Source organism: Streptomyces saintjeani, assembly GCF_055409605.1.
This window is the reverse complement of sequence record NZ_CP189624.1, coordinates 7,582,910-7,597,062: the sequence shown is the minus strand read 5'-3', so window position 1 is coordinate 7,597,062 and position 14,153 is coordinate 7,582,910. Positions and strand designations below refer to the sequence as shown.

Sequence of the window (14,153 nt, the reverse complement as noted above, 5' to 3'; positions counted from 1 at the left end):
GCCGTGCCGCCGTCCAGCGCCAGCACCTCCGAGTCCGCCAAGTCCGCAGGCGGAGGGGTCCAGTCCCTTGAGCGCGCGTTCGACCTCCTGGAGCGGATGGCGGACGCGGGGGGCGAGGTCGGGCTGAGCGAGCTGTCGGCGAGCAGCGGGCTGCCGCTGCCGACGATCCACCGCCTGATGCGCACACTGGTGGCCTGCGGGTACATCCGCCAGCAGCCGAACCGTCGCTACGCGCTGGGCCCCCGCCTGATCCGCCTCGGCGAGTCGGCGTCGCGGCTGCTCGGCACCTGGGCGCGCCCCCACCTCGCGCGGCTCGTCGAGGAGACCGGGGAGACCGCGAACATGGCGCTCCTGGACGGCGACGAGATCGTGTACGTCGCGCAGGTGCCGTCCAAGCACTCGATGCGGATGTTCACGGAGGTCGGCCGGCGCGTCCTGCCGCACTCCACCGGCGTCGGCAAGGCGCTCCTCGCCGGGTTCCCCGACGGGGACGTACGCGCCCTCCTGGGCCGCACGGGGATGCCCGCGGCCACCGAGAAGACCATCACCACCCCCGACGCCTTCCTGGCCGCCCTGGCGGCCGTACGCGACCTCGGGTACGCCGTCGACGACAACGAGCAGGAGATCGGCGTCCGCTGCCTCGCCGTCTCCGTGCCGAACTCCCCCACCGCCGCGGCGATCTCCATCTCCGGGCCCGCCGGGCGCGTCACGGAACAGGCGACCGAGCGCATCGTCCCGGTGCTCCAGCAGGTCGCGCGCGAGCTGTCCGTCTCACTGGCCAGCCAGAACGCCGGCTGACGCGCGGCTCGGCGGACACGACCGCCGACCCCTCACCCCCGCCCCGGCCCTCCGAACAGCTCGACCGCCGCCCGCACCTCCGACAGCCCCCGCGACAGCGCGCTCACCGACCCGATCGCCCCCGCCAGCGCCAGCAGCGAGGTCCGCAGGCGAGGGATCTCGGGCATGCCGTGGTCCGCCATCGCGGCGAGCGCCGCCAGTTCGTCCTCGGCGACGGCCCGGTCCGGGAACTCCGCCGGATGCGTGGCGAGTTCGCGGCGCAGGCGCGAGACGGCCGTACGCAACTCCGTGACTCTGGGATCCTCGTCGGTCACTTCCCTCTGCCCCACGCTCCGCAGCACGGTGTCTCCCGTTCCCCCTCGCGCCATGACGCCCCGGGGCGGCGGCCGAGCCCGCCTCAGGACGCGGGCCAGTAAACGCCACCCGTCCGGCACGGCGCCACACGAAGGACGGAAAATCAGCCCCCCGCGCACACGCGCGGGAGGACCGGTCCAGGTATGCAGGAGGGATGACGCACAACGAAGTCCAGGTGGCCGCTCTGCTGCTCGCGGCGGGCGGCGGGCGGCGCCTCGGCGGACGCCCCAAGGCGCTGCTCCCCCACAGGGGCCGCCCGCTGGTCGAACACGCCGTGACGACACTCCGTACGGCCGGTCTCGCGCGCGTGCACGTCGTTCTGGGCGCCGCCGCCGGCACCGTACGGCGCACCGCGCGCCTCGACGGCTGCGTGCTCGTCGAGAACCCGGCGTGGAAGGAGGGCATGGGGTCGTCGCTGCGGGCGGGGCTGGAGTCGGTCGCCCTCACGCGTGCGCGTGCGGTGCTCGTGTCGCTGGTGGACCAGCCGGGGATCGGGCCGGAGGCGGTGCGGCGGGTGGTGGAGGCGTACGAGGGTGAGGGGTCGCTGGTGTCGGCCGCCTACGACGGGGTACGCGGGCATCCCGTGCTGTTCGGGTCGGCGCACTGGGCGGGGATCTCGGAGGCCGCCACGGGGGATCAGGGGGCCCGGGAGTACCTCCGGGGGCATCGGGTGCGGCTCGTGGAGTGCGGGGACGTGGCGGAGGCGTACGACATCGACGTGGAGGCGGATCTGGGGCGGCTGGATTCAACAGAGCATTGAAGTTCCACGATGAGGAAACTACTATCCATTACACAGAATTATCCTCGCGAAGGAAGTGACCGCTCATGTCCGCACCGGCGCCGTCCCCGCTGACCCTCGTCGACGTCGAGCCCCTGCCCCGGCAGGAGGAGGTCCTGACGGACGCGGCGCTCGCTTTCGTGGCGGAGTTGCACCAGCGTTTCACCCCTCGCCGCGCCGAACTCCTCGCCCGGCGCGCGGAGCGCCGCGCCGAGATCGCGCGCACCTCGACGCTGGACTTCCTCCCGGAGACGGCGGCGATCCGCGCGGACGAGTCGTGGCGGGTCGCCCCCTCCCCCGCCGCCCTGGACGACCGCCGCGTCGAGATCACCGGCCCCACCGACCGCAAGATGACGGTCAACGCCCTCAACTCGGGCGCGAGGATCTGGCTCGCGGACTTCGAGGACGCCTCGGCGCCGACGTGGGAGAACGTGGTCCTGGGCCAGCTGAACCTGTCCGACGCCTACCGGCGGAACATCGACTTCACGGACGAGCGCACCGGCAAGTCGTACGCCCTGCGCCCGGACGGCGAACTCGCCACGGTCGTGATGCGCCCGCGCGGCTGGCACCTGAACGAGCGCCACCTCGTGGACGCCGACGGCGTTCAGGTCCCCGGCGCCTTCGTGGACTTCGGCCTGTACTTCTTCCACAACGCACAGCGCCTGATCGACCTCGGCAAGGGCCCGTACTTCTACCTCCCGAAGACGGAGTCGCACCTCGAAGCCCGCCTGTGGAACGAGGTGTTCGTCTTCGCGCAGGACTACGTCGGCATCCCGCAGGGCACGATCCGCGCGACCGTCCTGATCGAGACCATCACCGCGGCCTACGAGATGGAGGAGATCCTCTACGAACTCCGCGACCACGCCTCGGGGTTGAACGCGGGCCGCTGGGACTACCTGTTCTCCATCGTGAAGAACTTCCGTGACGGCGGCGACAGGTTCATCCTCCCGGACCGCAACCTGGTCACGATGACGGCCCCGTTCATGCGCGCGTACACCGAACTCCTCGTCCGCACCTGCCACAAGCGCGGCGCGCACGCGATCGGCGGCATGGCCGCGTTCATCCCGTCGCGCCGGGACGCGGAGGTCAACAAGGTCGCGTTCGAGAAGGTCCGCGCGGACAAGGACCGTGAGGCGAACGACGGTTTCGACGGCTCCTGGGTCGCCCACCCCGACCTGGTCCCGATCGCGCTGGAGTCCTTCGACAAGGTCCTCGGCGAGAAGCCGAACCAGAAGGACCGCCTGCGCGAGGACGTCCGCGTCGACGCCGCCGACCTCATCGCGATCGACTCGCTCGACGCGAAGCCGACGTACGACGGACTCGTCAACGCCGTTCAGGTGGGCGTGCGTTACATCGAGGCGTGGCTGCGCGGACTCGGTGCGGTCGCCATCTTCAACCTCATGGAGGACGCGGCCACCGCCGAGATCTCCCGCTCCCAGATCTGGCAGTGGATCGACGCGGGCGTGGAGTTCGAGAACGGCGAGAAGGCGACGGCGGACCTGGTCCGGACGATCGCCGCCGACGAACTCGCCTCCATCAAGGCCGAGTCGGGCGAGGACGCGTTCAACTCCGGTCACTGGCAGCAGGCTCACGACCTGCTGCTCCAGGTCGCCCTGGACGACGACTACGCGGACTTCCTGACGCTGCCCGCGTACGAGCGGCTCAAGGGCTGAGCCTCACGCGGGAGTCGACCGTTCCGAGTGGCCCAGGGTCTTCCCCGGGGCCACTCGGTCGCGTACGGCCTTCTTCACGGCCGTGGGCTCCGGGAACCCCTGTTCGCGCCGGTCCCACACGACCTCGTCGTTCGCCCGGACGATGAACACCCCGCCCGTGCCCGGCTTCAGCGCGAGTTCCGTCAACTCGCCCTCGAACGTGGTCAGCAGCTCCTGCGCGAGCCAGGCCGCGCGCGGCAGCCAGCGGCACTGGGTGCAGTACTCGATCTCGACACGGCCACTCATCCGAGGTGCACCGACCAATCCTGTTCGGCCGCGGGCTTGCCGTGCAGGTCGGGGACCTGCTTGAGCCACGCGGGGCGTCCTTTCCGGTTCGCCGCCGCGCGCTGGGCGTTCTCGGCGGCGAGTTCGTCCCGGGTGGGGAAGTCGGTGGGCAGCCACTGCGCGGAGGCGCGTACGCGGGCGTGCAGGTACGCCACATACGCCTCGCGGGCCTCGGCGGGCGTCGCGAAGTCCTCGGTGAGCCACGCGTCGGGGACCTCGGCGACGATCGTGCGGAGCAGGTCTTCCGCCACTTTCGGGGCGAGTTCGGCGTCGGCCGCGCGGACGTCCGGGGCGTACATGCCGAGGGCGTGGTGGCGGAAGTCGTACGCCTTCTCCGGCTCGGAGTCGTCCCAGCGGTGGTGGAAGACGAGGGCCGCGCCATGGTCGATGAGCCACAGGCGGGGCGGGGCCGTGCCGAAGGTGGGCCAGACCATCAGGTTGGAGCTGTGGACAGTGCGGTCGACGTTGACGGTGAGGGCGTCCAGCCAGACGACGCGGCCGGCCTCCAGAGAATCGACAGCAAACGCTTGTGCAACATCCGGCGTGAAGTCCCGGGCGCCCGGCAGGTAGTCCATGCCGAGGTTGAGTCCGGCGCTGGCCGCGTGCAGGTCGCGGACCTCCTGGTGCGGTTCGTCGTCCGCGATCAGGGGGTCGAAGTGGACCAGTACCAGTTCCGGGAACCGCAGTCCCAGCGCCCGCGCCAGCTCGCCCACGATCACCTCGGCGACCAGCGCCTTGCGGCCCTGCGCGGAGCCGGTGAACTTCACGACGTACGTGCCCAGGTCGTCGGCCTCGACGACGCCGGGCACGGAACCGCCCGACCTGAGGGGGGTCACGTATCGGACGGCAGTCACTTCGCGCAGCACAGGGGCCAGCCTAAGCCAGGTCAGGGGCCGGCCAGCGGGTTCGGGAGCGGGAGGTAGCGGGCGTCCGCGCCGTCCGCCCGGGTCCAGCGCAGGAGGAGGTTCGTCTTGCCGGGGAGTGTCGGGGCCGACAGGAGTGCCCTCGCCTCGGGGAGGTCGTACCGCTCGAACTCCCTTCGTACGGCGGGCCAGGGGGCGAAACCGGGGTGGTGTTCGGCGAGGGCCGCGGCGGTCTCGGCGAGGTGGTTGACGACGAGCGTGTACACGAGGCGTTCCCAGCCGGCCGCGCGGTCGACGTCCGTGAGGAGCTTGACGCCCTCCGCGTCGCGGTAGAGGGCCTGGACGGGGGTGCCTTCGGCGTCCACGACGATCAGGGTGTTCTGGGCGTGCGCTTCTAGTACGACGCCTTGTGCGAAACCGGTTACTGCGGGTTGTACGACCGCCCTGAGGTACGCCGTCCACCAGCCCTCGGGGTCGGTCGTGGCGGCGAGGGGGTTGCCGTCGAAGCCCTCGGCGAGGGCCGCCGCGAGGAGGGGGGTCGCGGTGAGGTCGCCGAAGCCGTCGCGGACCAGGACGGCGAGTTCCTCGAAGGCGAAGGCGGCGGTGCGGTAGCCGCGGTCGCTCAGCCAGACGCCGGGGAGGGCTCGGGCCGCCGCCTCGTCCGTGCGGCGGAGTCTGCGCAGGTCGTGGGCCCAGAGGCGGCGGATGTCGTTGGTGATGCGGACGTCCAGGCTGAACTTCAGGAACAGGTCGTGCGCGGGGGTGTAGACGGTGCGGATCGCGGCGGTCGGCCAGGCGTCGGGGGTGGTGGTGCCGAGGTGGATCAGCCGCTTTTCCGCAACCGCTTGCTGCAACGCCCCGCCGAGGAGGTCGAGCTGCCAGGGGTGCGCGGGGAGCAGGCGGTAACCGGGGGGCGCCTCACCGAGCGCGTCCAGCGCCGAGACGTCCCCCTCCTCGACGACCTGGTCCTCGCGCACCCCGAGCAGGGCGAGCGGGAAGGCGGCGTACGCCTCGGGGGCGTACGGCAGCCACCTCGCGGCCGGCCCGCCGCCGCGCGCCTTGGGGGCGGGGTGGTAGGGGTGGCCGGTGACGAGGGACTGCTCGGAGCGGCGGTACGGGTCCTGCGGCGGGGCGGCGAGGGCGCGAGCTGCGAGGATCGCGGCGACGACCTCGCGGCTGTCGAGCATCTCGGCGGGCAGGTCGGGGTTGTCGAGGCCGGTGTGGAGGCGGAGTTCTTCGGCTACGAGGGCCACGAGGGCGGGGTGGTCCAGGGGGCGGGCGGGAGCAGGGTCGGTGAGGTGGGCGGGGTCGGTGAGGTGGGCGGGGTCGGTGAGGTGGGCGGGGGCGCCGGTCAACTCCGGTTCCATCGGCCTGCGTTCGCCTCTCACCCTCAGCAGCCGGCCGCTCGGCAGGCGGTGGACGCCGGGCTCCGGTGTCGGCTCCGCGACCTCCCGCAGCAGGCAGTTCAGCAGCGGCGCCGAGGCGTACGCGTCGGGGGCCGGGGGGTGGGCAGTCACTCGGTGCACTCGTTCTCTACGGTCCATGCGGGCGGGGGCGATCAGTATCGCCGTCGGCACAGCCTGCCATGACACCCTCCGTACGCTTCCGTCCGTATCGCCCGCCAACCGGTGAACTCGTCCCAAGGAGCCCGTCCGTGCACCGTCCCCCCGCCGCCGAGGCCGCGATCGCGGCCGAACTGGCCGTCCACCGGCCGGACCTCGGCCCCCGGTACGCGGCCGAGCTGCCCGGTGCGCGCGCCGCCGTCCTGACCCGGCTGTGGCGCGCCCTCACCCACGAGCCCCTCCCGTGGATCACGGCCCATGAGCCGGCCGGGACGCTGCGCCTCGCGGACGGCCGCCGCCTGCACGGCCCGTCCCCGGACCCGTTCGCGACGGACGGGTACGTCACCGTCGTGCGTCTGGACGATGCCGGGTACGACGACCCCGCGCGCCTGATGACGGACCTGGGCGTCCCGCACGCGACGGGCTTCGCGGCCGAACTCGCGCACAGCACGGCGTCGTTGGCCCTGTCCCGGGCCAACCAGGAGACGCCCGGCGAGGGTTGGCCCGCCTCGGACTGGGAGTGGGAGCAGCGCGTGGTGGACGGTCACCCGTATCACCCCAACTGCCGTTCCCGGCCCGGCTTCTCGGTGGCGGAGCAGCTCGCGTACGGCCCGGAGCACCGCCCGGACGTACGGCTGAGCCTGGTCCCCGTCCCGGTCGAGGAGTGCCTCGTGTCCGGCGAGTGGCCGGACGAACTGCGGGACGGCGCCCACTTGTTGATCCCGGCGCACCCCTGGCAGGCCCGGCACGTCCTGAAGCGCACGGCCGACGCGGGCCTGACGGCGCACCCCCTGATGTCCCTGCGCACTCTCGCCCTCCAGGGCGGCGGCCCGCACGTCAAGACGGCGCTCAGCGCCCGCCTCACCTCCTCCGTGCGGGACATCTCGATCGGCTCGATCCTCGCCTCGGCGACCCTCTCGGCGTTCGCGGAGACGGTCGCCGCGCGCACGGACGGCCTCCTGCACGTCACCCGCACGCCGGGCGCGGCGACGGCCGACTCCCCCGACCTCGCGGCGGTCTGGCGTGAGTCGCCGCAGCGGTACGCGGCCCCCGGCGAGCACATCGTCCCGGTGGCGGCACTCCCGCTCACCGGACTCCCCTCCCGCCCGGGCTGGTTGGCGGACCTCGCCCGGCTCTGCCTGACGGTCGGCCTGCAACTCCTGGACCTGGGCGTGGCGTTGGAGGCACACGGCCAGAACCTCCTGGTCGTCCTGTCGGGGGACGGCACCCCCGTGCGGCTGGTCTACCGGGACCTCGCGGACATCAGGGTCAGCCCAACTCGCCTGACCCGGCACAGAATCCCCCTCCCGGACCTCCCCGAGCGCATCCTCACGGACGACGTGACGGCCCTGCGCCGCAAGCTGTTCGGCTCGCTGGTGGCGGGCGCGCTCGGCTCGACAGCGGGCAGCCGTACGGCGCTGGCGGAGGCGCTGGAGGCGGCCGTACCCGACCTGCCGCCGACGGAGGACCTCACGGCACTGCGTGAACAGCCGCTCCCCACCAAGGCGTTGACGTTGATGCGGCTGTCGCCGGGGGTGAGCGGGGACCAATGGGCGCTGCTGCCCAACCCGTTGAAGAACTGACCGCCTGCCAGGGCTCGTTTTGAAGCGGAGCGTCCCCGGTCCATAAGATCCGTCGATGATCAGAACACAACGGCTGGCGGCGGGAGTCTGCGCCCTGCTCGCCTCGTTCGCGGTCGGGCTCACGTTCCCGACCGCGGCGGCGGCCGACGAAACCACCGCTCTCTCGCCCAAGGTCGACCTGGTGCTCGACGTCAGCGGCTCCATGCGGACGAAGGACATGGACGGCGGGACGCGGATGGCCGCGGCCAAGCAGGCGTTCAACGAGGTGCTCGACGCGACCCCGGAGACCGTCCTGCTCGGTATCCGCACGCTCGGGGCCAACTACCCCGGCGACGACCAGAAGACGGGCTGCAAGGACACCTCGCAGCTCTACAAGGTCGGCCCGCTGGACCGCACCGAGGCGAAGACGGCGGTGGCGACGCTCTCCCCGACCGGCTGGACGCCGATCGGCCCGGCGCTGCTCGCGGCGGCGGACGACCTGGAGGGCGGCACCGGTTCGAAGCGGATCGTGCTGATCAGCGACGGCGAGGACACCTGCGCGCCGCTCGACCCCTGTGTGGTGGCCCGGGAGATCGCGGCCAAGGGCATCGGGCTGACCATCGACACACTGGGCCTGGTGCCCAACACGAAGATGCGCCAGCAGCTCAGCTGCATCGCGGAGGCGACCGGCGGGACGTACACGTCGGTCGAGCACACCACCGAACTCACCGACAAGGTCAACCAGTTGGTGGACCGCGCCGCCGCGCCGGTGGTGACGCCGGTGGCCACCACGGGCGGGGCGACCTGCGCGAGCGCGCCGGTCCTCAAGTCCGGTCTGTACACGGACCGTACGGAGTTCGCGCAGCAGCGCTGGTACAAGGTCGAGGTCAAGCCGGGCCAGGAGCTGCGGAGTTCGGTGAGCGTCTCGGCCGACCGGGCCGTGGACCCCAACTACGGGCTGCTGGTGCGGGCGGTGACGCGCAGCGGCCGGGAGATCGTGCGCGGCGAGGCGTCGGGCACGGGCCGAACGGACGTCCTGTCCACGGGACTTCGCTATCCGAAGGAGGACAGCGACGAGGACGACGCACCGGCCGAGACGGTGTGTCTCCAGATCACCAACTCGTTCTCCCCGGCCGCCGGGGTGAAGACGACTCCCGGTCTGCCGCTGGAGCTGACGGTGGACGTCGTGGACGCGCCGTCGCCGGCAAGTGACGTCGCGTCGTTCGGTCTCGGCCGCGGCTGGTGGCTGCTGGGTGTGCTGGTGCTCGTCGGCTTCCTGGCGGGTCTGCTCTGGGGCTGGCTGTCCCGCTGGCGTCTCGCGGTCTGGAGGACCAACTGATGCGTGTCGTACGAGTGTTGAGTGCCGCCCTGCTGACGCTGGGCCTCGCCGCGGCTCCGGCCGCCGCCGACTCCCCCTCCCCGAGCCCGTCCGGCGACGTCAAGGTGCCGACCTCGGCGGGCACGTCGTTCCGTACGGCGGCCGAGATCGAGCAGGGGCAGACGGCCACGGCCAGCGGCTCGACCGGTGACTACATGTACTGGTCGTTCCCCGCCGACGCGGGCCAACGCCCCACCGTCAAGGCCACGTTGAAGCTCCCCCAGGCCCACACGGGCCAGACCTGGCAGCTCGACGTGTACGACGGTCTACGCCGCCGCCAGGCGTGCCAGTACGGTGCGCAGACGCACACCGCCGCGCAGGGCACCGGTTCTCTCGAACTCGCCTGCGTGCTGCGGACGGTGAGGTCCTGGTCGGAGCCGTGGGCCAACGACCCGCTGCCCGGCACGTATTACGTCCGCCTCACGGCCGTCGGCGTGAAGACCGCCGACCTCGGGCTGCCGGTCTCGGCCGAACTCCGCGTGGACTCCAAGCACATCGGCGGCGCCGCGGCGGTCGACGGGTGGCTGTCCGAGCCGCTGGTGCCCGGCGTCGCGGCCACCAAGGCGCAGGAGGACTCGAAGGCGTCGCTGTTCAGCCTGGAGCCCGAGGACGGGTGGGCGTCGGGGTGGTGGTCGAGTCGCTGGGTGTGGACCGGGGTCGGCGCGATCCTCGCCGCGCTCGCGGGGATCGGCGGATACACGCTGACCCGGGGGACGGGGAGGCCGTCGCGGGTGCCGCCGGGGGTGTGATCACAACCTGATGATTCATCAAGATGCCTACCGCTCAAGGGCGGTGGGCATCTTGCGTTTCTACGCCTCCCGCAAGGCCTTCGCGACGCTCCCCTCGCCGCTCACCTCGACGCGGCCCGCGCGTACGGCGTCCAGGAGGCTCAACTCCCCTTGTGCTATGGCCATGCACGTCGACGTGTCGAGGACCAGACCGGCGTCCGGCTCGACGGGGGCGACGCCGTCGCCGTACACCGGTCCCGTCACCTCACCGACGTACAGGTGGAACTCCCCTTCGTCCAGCCGCACTTGGACTACTCCCTCGCCCTCCAGGGCGCGGGCCAGAGGTAGCGCGAACCAGTGGGCGCGGACCGCGTCGGTGGGGCGGCGGTCCTGGAGTTCCCGCTCTCCCCACGTGCCGAGCGCTTGGAGGACCGGGAGCAACTCCCGGCCGCGCGGGGTGAGTTCGTACACGTACGCCGCGCCGGGCGGGGGGAGTTTGCGGCGGCCCGCGATGCCGTCGCGTTCCATGTCCTTCAGCCGGGAGGCGAGGACGTCCGTGCTGACGCCGGGGAGGTCGGCGTGCAGGTCGGTGTAGCGGCGCGGGCCGGCGAGCAGCTCCCGGACGATCAGCAGGGTCCAGCGGTCGCCGACGACGTCGAGCGCACGAGCGGCGGAACAGTACTGGTCGTAGCTTCGGCGAGGTGACATGCGACGCAGTCTAAACAAGTTGTTGGACTTTCCAAGCTCCCACTTGGTAAAACCAAGCAACACGAGTTCCCGGAGGGATGCATGGAGTTCCGGCAGTCGAACAAGCTCAGCGAGGTCTGCTACGAGATCCGCGGGCCGGTGATCGAGCACGCCAACGCGCTGGAGGAGGCGGGGCACAGTGTGCTGCGCCTCAACACCGGCAACCCCGCGCTCTTCGGGTTCGAGGCGCCCGAGGAGATCGTCCAGGACATGATCCGGATGCTCCCCCAGGCGCACGGCTACACCGACTCGCGCGGCATCCTCTCCGCACGGCGCGCCGTCGCGCAGCGGTACCAGAACCTCGGCCTCGAAGTCGACGTGGACAGCGTCTACTTGGGCAACGGCATCTCCGAGCTGATCTCCATGGCCGTCCAGGCGCTGATCGAGGACGGCGACGAAATCCTCATCCCCGCACCGGACTTCCCCCTCTGGACCGCCACCACCACCCTCGCGGGCGGCAAGGCCGTGCACTACGTCTGCGACGAGGCGTCCGACTGGAACCCCGACCTCGCGGACATGGCGTCGAAGATCACCGACCGCACGAAGGCGGTCGTGATCATCAACCCCAACAACCCGACGGGCGCGGTGTATCCGAAGGAGGTCATCGAGGGCATCCTCGACCTGGCCCGGCGCCACGGCCTCATGGTCTTCGCCGATGAGATCTACGACCAGATCCTGTACGACGACGCCGTCCACCACTCCGCCGCGGCGCTCGCGCCCGACCTGGTCGTCCTGACGTTCTGCGGCCTCTCGAAGACGTACCGCGTCGCGGGCTTCCGTTCGGGCTGGCTGGTGGTGACCGGTCCGACTCAGCACGCGAAGAACTACCTTGAGGGCCTCACGATGCTGGCGTCCATGCGCCTGTGCGCCAACGCGCCCGCTCAGTACGCCATCCAGGCAGCCCTCGGCGGACGCCAGTCGATCAACGACCTCACCGCGCCGGGTGGCCGCCTCTACGAGCAACGCGACGTGGCCTGGCGCAAGTTGAACGAGATCCCCGGCGTCTCCTGCGTCCGCCCCAAGGGCTCCCTCTACGCCTTCCCCCGCCTCGACCCCAAGGTCTACCCCATCCACGACGACGAGAAATTCGTCCTCGACCTCCTGCTCCGCGAGAAGATCCAGGTGGTCCAGGGCACCGGCTTCAACTGGCCGACCCCCGACCACTTCCGCATCCTCACACTGCCGCACGCGGACGATCTGGAGGCGGCGATCGGGAGGATCGGGCGGTTCCTCAGCGGGTATCGGCAGTAGCCGCCGGGAAGCCGGTTGTCAGACCCGCGTCGTAGCCTTCTGAGCAGGAGAGGAGGTACACCGTGATACGACCGCCGACCGCCGCTCAGCGGCGGGTGATCGACGCCGCCGAGCCGGTCACCGGACGGCTGAAGGGGACGGCCGCGCAGCTCGACGCGCTGGTGAAGCGGGGGCTCGCGTTCCGGCATCCCCGGGTGCCGCACGAGTACTTCCTGACCCCGGCGGGCCAGCGGGTGCGGGAGGAGCCCGTGCGGCGGGCGGTCCCCGCGCCGCCTCCGGACACCGGGGTCTTCGCGGCTCGCGTCGGAGGGGAGGAGGCGCCGCCCGCGCGTACGCCCGCCCGCGCCCGCGAGGTGCACAGCGCCTGGCAGGGGCTGCTGGAGCTGCGCCGGATGACCGATCCGGACGGCGACACCACGCGCCCGTGCGCCTGGGAGCGCGCACACCTCGTACGCGCCGCCGCGCTGGCCCTGGAGGCGGCGGATCGACTGCCCGCCGGGCCGGACGAGGACGGCTACCGGGTACGGGCGACACCCCAGCCGGAGGCGGTCGCGGTGTACGGGCCCGAACTCGCCCCTTGTGCACAGGCGTTGGAGGCGGCCGGCTGGCAGGTGAGCGAGCACACGGACACACGGTCGCGGGAACGGTACTTGCTGGCTTCGCCTCGGCGGAGGTGAGGCCAGGTGGCGGGGTCAGGGGCAAGGCCGGGCCCGCCTCTATCGACCCGCCCCTATCGACCCGCCGCGATCCCCGCCAGCCTCCGCGCCTCCGCCCGCGTCGCCCGCGCGATCTCGTCCTCGTCCACCGTCAACAACCGCCCCTCCTCGACAATCTGACGACCGTTCACGAACGACGCCGTCACCGGAGCCGCAGCCCCGAAGACCAGCGCGGTCACCGGATCGGCGATCGACGCGTGGGCCAGCGTGTCGAGACGCCACAGCACGAGGTCCGCCAGCTTGCCGGGCTCCAGGGAGCCGATCTCCCGTGCGCGGCCCAGGACTTGGGCGCCGCCGTACGTACCCAGCCGCAGCGCCTGGCGTGCGTTGAGCGCCGCCTCCCGATGCGCCCCCAGCCGGTTGATCAGCAGCGCGTTCCTCAACTCCGTGTGCAGTTCCCCGGATTCGTTGGACGCCGTGCCGTCGACGCCGAGGCCGACCGGGACGCCGGCCGCGAGCATGTCGGGGACCCGGGCGATCCCGGCGGCCAGGCGGGCGTTGGAGGAGGGGCAATGGGCGACGCCCGTGCGGGTGCGCGCGAACGCCTCGATGTCCGAGTCGTTCATGTGCACGCAGTGCGCCATCCACACGTCCTCGCCGAGCCAGCCCGTGGACTCGAAGTAGTCCGTGGGACCCATGCCGAAGAGCTCGTGGCAGAACTTCTCCTCCTCCACCGTCTCCGAGCCGTGCGTGTGCAGGCGTACCCCGAGGCGGCGGGCCAACTCGGCGCCCTGGCGCAGGAGTTCGGTGGAGACGGAGAACGGGGAGCAGGGGGCGACGGCGACTTGGGTCATCGCGTCGAAGGACGGGTCGTGGTGGCGGCGTACCGTCTCCTCGGTGGCCGCGAGCGCGCCGTCCAGGGTCTCGACGGCGAAGTCCGGCGGCAGACCGCCGTCCGACTCGCCCCGGTCCATCGAGCCGCGCGCGAGCGTGAAGCGGACGCCCATGTCGCGGGCGGCGCCGATGATCGCGGCGGAGAGGTCGCCGGTGCCGCGCGGGAAGACGTAGTGGTGGTCCATCGCGGTGGTGACGCCGCCGCGCGCCATCATCGCAAGGGAGCCCTCGGCCGCCGCGCGGACCATCGGCTCGTCGATGCGCGCCCAGGTCGGGTAGAGGGCGACGAGCCAGTCGAAGAGGTTGTGGTCGGTGGCCAGGCCCCGGGTGATCCACTGGTAGAAGTGGTGGTGCGTGTTGACCAGGCCGGGGGTGACGAGGTGGCCGGTCGCGTCGATACGGCGGACGACGTCCGTGAGGCCCTCGGGAGCCCGGCCCGCGCCGAGCGACTCGATGCGGTTGCCGGAAACGACGAGGTAACCGTTTTCGTACTCGGTGTCGGCGGCGTCCACGGTCGCGATCGCCGCGTTCTCGATGACGATGCGCTGGGGCATCACAGGGTCCTCTCTCAAAGCATCAAAAGCT

General features: G+C 71.8%; 14 protein-coding genes. 8 read left to right on the top strand and 6 right to left on the bottom strand.

Annotation, left to right across the window (positions count from 1 at the left end):
- The first annotated feature begins 3 nt into the window (after positions 1 to 3).
- The gene (locus ACQCO7_RS34420; protein WP_464075472.1) at positions 4 to 798 is read left to right on the top strand and encodes an IclR family transcriptional regulator; all 795 of its coding nucleotides are present in this window, start codon (positions 4 to 6) and stop codon (positions 796 to 798) included.
- Positions 799 to 830: 32 nt separating this feature from the next.
- Here the strand turns inward: ACQCO7_RS34420 and ACQCO7_RS34415 are convergent, their stop codons facing one another.
- Entirely contained in the window at positions 831 to 1,139 is a 309-nt protein-coding gene (locus ACQCO7_RS34415; protein ID WP_464075471.1) for a DUF5955 family protein, read from the bottom strand.
- A 167-nt stretch (positions 1,140 to 1,306) separates the two neighbouring features.
- On the opposite strand from ACQCO7_RS34415, the gene ACQCO7_RS34410 reads away from it, so the two are divergent.
- Both ACQCO7_RS34410 and aceB read left to right on the top strand, forming a co-directional pair.
- Positions 1,307 to 1,912, top strand: coding sequence for a nucleotidyltransferase family protein (locus tag ACQCO7_RS34410; protein ID WP_464075470.1), 606 nt, complete (start codon positions 1,307 to 1,309; stop codon positions 1,910 to 1,912).
- Between the two features lie 65 nt (positions 1,913 to 1,977).
- Positions 1,978 to 3,603: a malate synthase A gene (aceB, locus tag ACQCO7_RS34405; protein WP_464075469.1), complete on the top strand. Its 1,626-nt coding sequence runs from the start codon at positions 1,978 to 1,980 to the stop codon at positions 3,601 to 3,603.
- A gap of 3 nt (positions 3,604 to 3,606) precedes the next feature.
- On the opposite strand, the gene ACQCO7_RS34400 is transcribed toward aceB, so the two are convergent.
- Genes ACQCO7_RS34400 through ACQCO7_RS34390 form a run of 3 tightly spaced genes read right to left on the bottom strand, consistent with a single transcriptional unit; the run spans position 3,607 to position 6,334 of the window.
- Positions 3,607 to 3,888: an Rdx family protein gene (locus tag ACQCO7_RS34400; RefSeq protein ID WP_050371922.1), complete on the bottom strand. Its 282-nt coding sequence runs from the start codon at positions 3,886 to 3,888 to the stop codon at positions 3,607 to 3,609.
- The gene (locus tag ACQCO7_RS34395) at positions 3,885 to 4,793 is read right to left on the bottom strand and encodes a HipA family kinase (protein WP_464075468.1); all 909 of its coding nucleotides are present in this window, start codon (positions 4,791 to 4,793) and stop codon (positions 3,885 to 3,887) included. The genes ACQCO7_RS34400 and ACQCO7_RS34395 overlap by 4 nt, the downstream gene beginning before the upstream one ends.
- A 20-nt stretch (positions 4,794 to 4,813) precedes the next feature.
- Positions 4,814 to 6,334 carry an IucA/IucC family protein gene (locus ACQCO7_RS34390; protein WP_464077351.1) on the bottom strand — a complete coding sequence of 507 codons (1,521 nt, stop codon included), beginning with the start codon at positions 6,332 to 6,334 and terminating at the stop codon, positions 4,814 to 4,816.
- Positions 6,335 to 6,444: 110 nt separating this feature from the next.
- On the opposite strand from ACQCO7_RS34390, the gene ACQCO7_RS34385 reads away from it, so the two are divergent.
- From ACQCO7_RS34385 to ACQCO7_RS34375, 3 genes are read left to right on the top strand one after another with little or no spacing between them, the layout of a single operon-like run.
- Positions 6,445 to 7,935, top strand: a complete 1,491-nt coding sequence (locus tag ACQCO7_RS34385) for an IucA/IucC family protein (RefSeq protein ID WP_464075467.1) — start codon at positions 6,445 to 6,447, stop codon at positions 7,933 to 7,935.
- A 55-nt stretch (positions 7,936 to 7,990) separates the two neighbouring features.
- Positions 7,991 to 9,253 carry a VWA domain-containing protein gene (locus tag ACQCO7_RS34380; protein ID WP_464075466.1) on the top strand — a complete coding sequence of 421 codons (1,263 nt, stop codon included), beginning with the start codon at positions 7,991 to 7,993 and terminating at the stop codon, positions 9,251 to 9,253.
- Positions 9,253 to 10,041, top strand: coding sequence for a hypothetical protein (locus tag ACQCO7_RS34375; RefSeq protein WP_464075465.1), 789 nt, complete (start codon positions 9,253 to 9,255; stop codon positions 10,039 to 10,041). Before ACQCO7_RS34380 ends, ACQCO7_RS34375 begins: the two co-directional genes overlap by 1 nt.
- Before the next feature lie 60 nt (positions 10,042 to 10,101).
- On the opposite strand, the gene ACQCO7_RS34370 is transcribed toward ACQCO7_RS34375, so the two are convergent.
- A complete protein-coding gene (locus ACQCO7_RS34370) occupies positions 10,102 to 10,728 on the bottom strand; it encodes a winged helix-turn-helix transcriptional regulator (protein ID WP_464075464.1) in 627 nt (208 codons plus the stop codon).
- Positions 10,729 to 10,809: 81 nt separating this feature from the next.
- Here ACQCO7_RS34370 and ACQCO7_RS34365 point away from each other — a divergent pair, with 81 nt between their 5' ends.
- Entirely contained in the window at positions 10,810 to 12,018 is a 1,209-nt protein-coding gene (locus tag ACQCO7_RS34365) for a pyridoxal phosphate-dependent aminotransferase (RefSeq protein ID WP_464075463.1), read from the top strand.
- A 62-nt stretch (positions 12,019 to 12,080) separates the two neighbouring features.
- Positions 12,081 to 12,695 (top strand): hypothetical protein, encoded by a 615-nt coding sequence (locus ACQCO7_RS34360; protein WP_464075462.1) that lies wholly within the window; start codon positions 12,081 to 12,083, stop codon positions 12,693 to 12,695.
- Between the two features lie 53 nt (positions 12,696 to 12,748).
- Here ACQCO7_RS34360 and ACQCO7_RS34355 read toward each other — a convergent pair whose 3' ends face one another.
- Positions 12,749 to 14,122: an 8-oxoguanine deaminase gene (locus ACQCO7_RS34355; protein WP_464075461.1), complete on the bottom strand. Its 1,374-nt coding sequence runs from the start codon at positions 14,120 to 14,122 to the stop codon at positions 12,749 to 12,751.
- Between the last annotated feature and the right edge of the window lie 31 nt (positions 14,123 to 14,153).

Bases quoted from the DNA above. Each gene is read 5' to 3' on its own strand.
- ACQCO7_RS34410 (WP_464075470.1), top strand. From the start codon at position 1,307: ATGACGCACAACGAAGTCCAGGTGGCCGCTCTGCTGCTCGCGGCGGGC.
- aceB (WP_464075469.1), top strand. From the start codon at position 1,978: ATGTCCGCACCGGCGCCGTCCCCGCTGACCCTCGTCGACGTCGAGCCC.
- ACQCO7_RS34400 (WP_050371922.1), bottom strand. From the start codon at position 3,888: ATGAGTGGCCGTGTCGAGATCGAGTACTGCACCCAGTGCCGCTGGCTG.
- ACQCO7_RS34390 (WP_464077351.1), bottom strand. From the start codon at position 6,334: ATGGACCGTAGAGAACGAGTGCACCGAGTGACTGCCCACCCCCCGGCC.
- ACQCO7_RS34380 (WP_464075466.1), top strand. From the start codon at position 7,991: ATGATCAGAACACAACGGCTGGCGGCGGGAGTCTGCGCCCTGCTCGCC.
- ACQCO7_RS34375 (WP_464075465.1), top strand. From the start codon at position 9,253: ATGCGTGTCGTACGAGTGTTGAGTGCCGCCCTGCTGACGCTGGGCCTC.
- ACQCO7_RS34370 (WP_464075464.1), bottom strand. From the start codon at position 10,728: ATGTCACCTCGCCGAAGCTACGACCAGTACTGTTCCGCCGCTCGTGCG.
- ACQCO7_RS34365 (WP_464075463.1), top strand. From the start codon at position 10,810: ATGGAGTTCCGGCAGTCGAACAAGCTCAGCGAGGTCTGCTACGAGATC.
- ACQCO7_RS34355 (WP_464075461.1), bottom strand. From the start codon at position 14,122: ATGCCCCAGCGCATCGTCATCGAGAACGCGGCGATCGCGACCGTGGAC.